We start from the raw sequence: 3,426 nt of genomic DNA on the forward strand, positions 1-3,426 counted from the left end.
GTGTTTCTGACTTCATGAACTGAACTTTCCTCGTAGAACGAACCTTGACGAACGAACGTGTTCTATATCAACGGTTCGGAGAGAATGCGACGGGGCTGCGCGGCTTTTTGCCAAGCCCGCGTTTGCATCCATAGGCAAGGGATATTTGAGATGAAATACGTTAGTACACGCGGCGAAGCACCGGTTTTAGGATTTTCCGATGCACTTCTGGCCGGCCTTGCTCGCGACGGCGGCCTCTATCTCCCTCAGGAGTTTCCACAATTTTCTGCCGCCGAGATCCGGTCGCTGCGCGGCAAGACCTACGCCGAGATCGCCATTCATGTGCTGACGCCCTTCATTGCCGGCGACATCGACCAGGCCGATTTCGAGCGGATGGTGCGTGATGCTTACGCCACGTTCCGTCATGAAGCGGTCTGCCCGTTGGTCCAGACGGGGCACAACGAGTTCGTGCTTGAACTCTTCCATGGTCCGACGCTCGCGTTCAAGGATGTGGCCATGCAACTGCTGGCGCGGCTGATGGACTATAGTCTCGCCAAGCGGGGCGAGCGGGCGACCATCGTCGGCGCTACGTCCGGCGATACGGGCGGTGCGGCCATCGAAGCCTTTGCCGGGCGGGATCGTACGGACATATTCATCCTTTTCCCGCACAATCGTGTCTCGCCCGTACAGCAGCGACAGATGACGACATCGGGCGCGCCCAACGTTCATGCACTCGCCATCGAGGGCAATTTCGACGACTGTCAATCGCTCGTCAAAGGCATGTTCAACGATCTCGGCTTCCGCGACGCGCTCTCGCTCTCAGGTGTCAATTCGATCAACTGGGCGCGGATCATGCCGCAGATCGTCTATTACTTCACGTCCGCACTCAGCCTCGGCGCGCCTGACCGGTCCGTTTCGTTCACTGTGCCCACCGGCAATTTCGGTGATATTTTCGCGGGTTACGTAGCAAAGCGGATGGGACTTCCGATCGATCGCCTCGTCGTTGCGACCAACGACAACGATATACTAGTGCGCGCGCTTGCGACCGGGGACTATGAAACGCGCGGCGTCCTTCATACCACATCGCCGTCGATGGACATTCAGGTCTCTTCGAACTTCGAACGCCTGCTCTTTGAAGCCCACGAACGCGACGCCGCTGCGGTACGCCGCCTGATGGATAGCTTGAAGCAGTCTGGAAGCTTTGCAATCGCCGATAATGCCCTTGCCGTCATCCGGTCAGAATTTGACGCGGGCCGCTCAACCACTGTCGAGACGGCCAGGATTATAGCTGATGTTCTGGAGCAATCCGGCTACCTTCTTGATCCGCATTCGGCCATTGGCATGAAGGTTGCCCGGCAAGCACTGGGTCTCGGTGCGCCAAGCGTGGTTCTTGCCACGGCTCATCCGGCCAAATTTCCCGATGCCGTCAAGGAGGCGAGCGGCGTTCACCCGGACCTGCCGCTTTGGCTGGGTGATCTCATGCAACGAAAAGAACAGTACACGGTACTTCCCAACGACCTCAAAAATGTGGAAGAGTATGTGAGCCGGCATTCAAGAGCGGCGAAGTAAGGAGCATTGCATGGGCGTTGAAATCAGTCGCCTCTCCAACGGTTTGACGATTGCGACAGAAACAATGCCGCATGTGGAGAGTGTTGCCCTTGGCATCTGGGTCAAGGCAGGATCGCGGAACGAGGCGAGCAATCAGCATGGCATAGCCCATCTTCTCGAACACATGGCATTCAAGGGGACGGAGAACCGGTCCGCGTGGAAGATCGCCGCCGATATCGAGGACGTGGGTGGTGAAATCAATGCTGCCACCAGCGTGGAGACCACCTCCTACTATTCCCGCGTTCTGCGCGATGACATGCCGCTTGCGATCGACATTCTCGCCGACATCATGACGGGTTCAAAATTCGACGCCGACGAACTCGAGCGTGAAAAGAACGTCGTCATGCAGGAAATCGGCGCTGCGCACGACACACCTGACGATGTCGTGTTTGACCGTTTTACCGAAGCCGCCTTCCAGCACCAGACGATAGGACGCACTATTCTTGGCACGCCCGAAACCGTCCAGTCCTTCTCATCGGCCGACTTGCGCCGCTACATGGATGAACAATATAGCGCCGAGCGTATGGTTGTTGTCGCCACCGGTGCAGTCAAGCACGACGCGTTCGTTCGCGAAGTGGAAAAGCGGCTTGGTTCGTTCCGTTCGAAGTCGACGGCGGCGGAACCCGATATATCCCACTATGTGGGTGGTGATTTCCGTGAACAGCGCGAATTGATGGATGCCCAGGTGGTCATAGGCTTCGAGGGGCGCGCCTATCACGTACGCGATTTTTATGCCTCGCAGCTTTTGGCGATGATCCTCGGCGGCGGCATGTCTTCGCGGCTCTTCCAGGAAGTGCGGGAGAAGCGCGGCCTTTGCTATTCGGTCTATGCGTTCCATTGGGGTTTCTCCGAAACGGGCGTCTTCGGCATCCATGCCGCAACCGGCCGCAACCATCTCAAGAAGCTCGTCCCGGTCATCATCAATGAGTTGCATGCTGCCGCCCAGAACATCAGCCAGGAGGAATTGAACCGGGCGAGAGCGCAATATCGGGCAAGTCTGCTCATGTCCCATGAAAGCGCAGCGAGCCGCGCCGGGCAGATTGCGCGCCAGATGCTGCTCTACGGCAATCCGATATCCACCGATGAATTGGTCGATCGCCTGTCGAAGATCACAGTCGAACGGTTGACAGACCTTGCCGGACGCCTGTTCCTCGACACTACGCCTACCGTCGCCGCAGTTGGCCCGGTTGGTCCATTGATGAAATTCGCCGATATCCGTCATGGGCTGACAGCCCCAGCGTCCAGCTCAAGAAAGATAGCGGTCTGACGGCGATCCGGAGCGGCAATGATCGCCCTGCCTTTCCTCAAAAGCGTGGCGCCGCCCCTTCAGGGGAAACGCGTCTATTTGCGCCCGCCGCAACTTTCCGATTATCGCGCCTGGGCTTCGCTTCGCGCCGAGAGCCGTGAGTTCCTCGCACCTTGGGAGCCGCTTTGGGCAGTCGATGATCTCGAACGCGGCGCCTTTCGCCACCGCATCCGCCATTACGACGACGAGGCAGCAGCGGGCACTGCGCATCCGTTCTTTCTCTTCCGCAATGCCGACCAGCGACTGCTCGGCGGGATCACGATCGGAAACATCAGGCGTGGCGTCGGCCAGAACGGCATGATCGGCTACTGGATCGGGGCGCCATTCGCCGGTCAAGGTTTCATGTCCGAGGCGATCAGCCTGCTTATACCCTATGCTTTCACCAAGGTAAGGTTGCACCGCCTGGAAGCAGCTTGTATTCCAGGCAATGAAAGATCGATCCGCCTTCTCGAAAAAGCCGGATTTCAGAGAGAAGGACTGCTCCGCTCTTACCTAAAGATAAACGGAATGTGGCAAGATCATCTCCTCTTCGC

Annotated in this window: 3 protein-coding genes; all 3 read left to right on the forward strand. The window is 58.0% G+C overall.

The annotated features are described in order from the left end of the window. The first annotated feature begins 150 nt into the window (after positions 1-150). On the forward strand, positions 151-1,548 hold the full coding sequence (gene thrC, locus AAAB35_RS19495) for a threonine synthase (protein WP_340669931.1): 1,398 nt from the start codon (positions 151-153) through the stop codon (positions 1,546-1,548). 10 nt (positions 1,549-1,558) lie between these two features. Then, positions 1,559-2,854, forward strand: a complete 1,296-nt coding sequence (locus AAAB35_RS19500; protein WP_340669932.1) for a pitrilysin family protein — start codon at positions 1,559-1,561, stop codon at positions 2,852-2,854. A gap of 18 nt (positions 2,855-2,872) precedes the next feature. Next, positions 2,873-3,426 (forward strand): GNAT family protein (locus AAAB35_RS19505; protein WP_340669933.1); only part of this gene is annotated, 554 nt, incomplete at its 3' end.

This window comes from Phyllobacterium sp. (assembly GCF_037994425.1).
Taxonomy (GTDB): Bacteria; Pseudomonadota; Alphaproteobacteria; order Rhizobiales; family Rhizobiaceae; genus Phyllobacterium.

Coding starts and splice junctions, on each gene's coding strand:
- thrC (WP_340669931.1), top strand. CDS start 151: ATGAAATACGTTAGTACACGCGGCGAAGCACCGGTTTTAGGATTTTCC.
- AAAB35_RS19500 (WP_340669932.1), top strand. CDS start 1,559: ATGGGCGTTGAAATCAGTCGCCTCTCCAACGGTTTGACGATTGCGACA.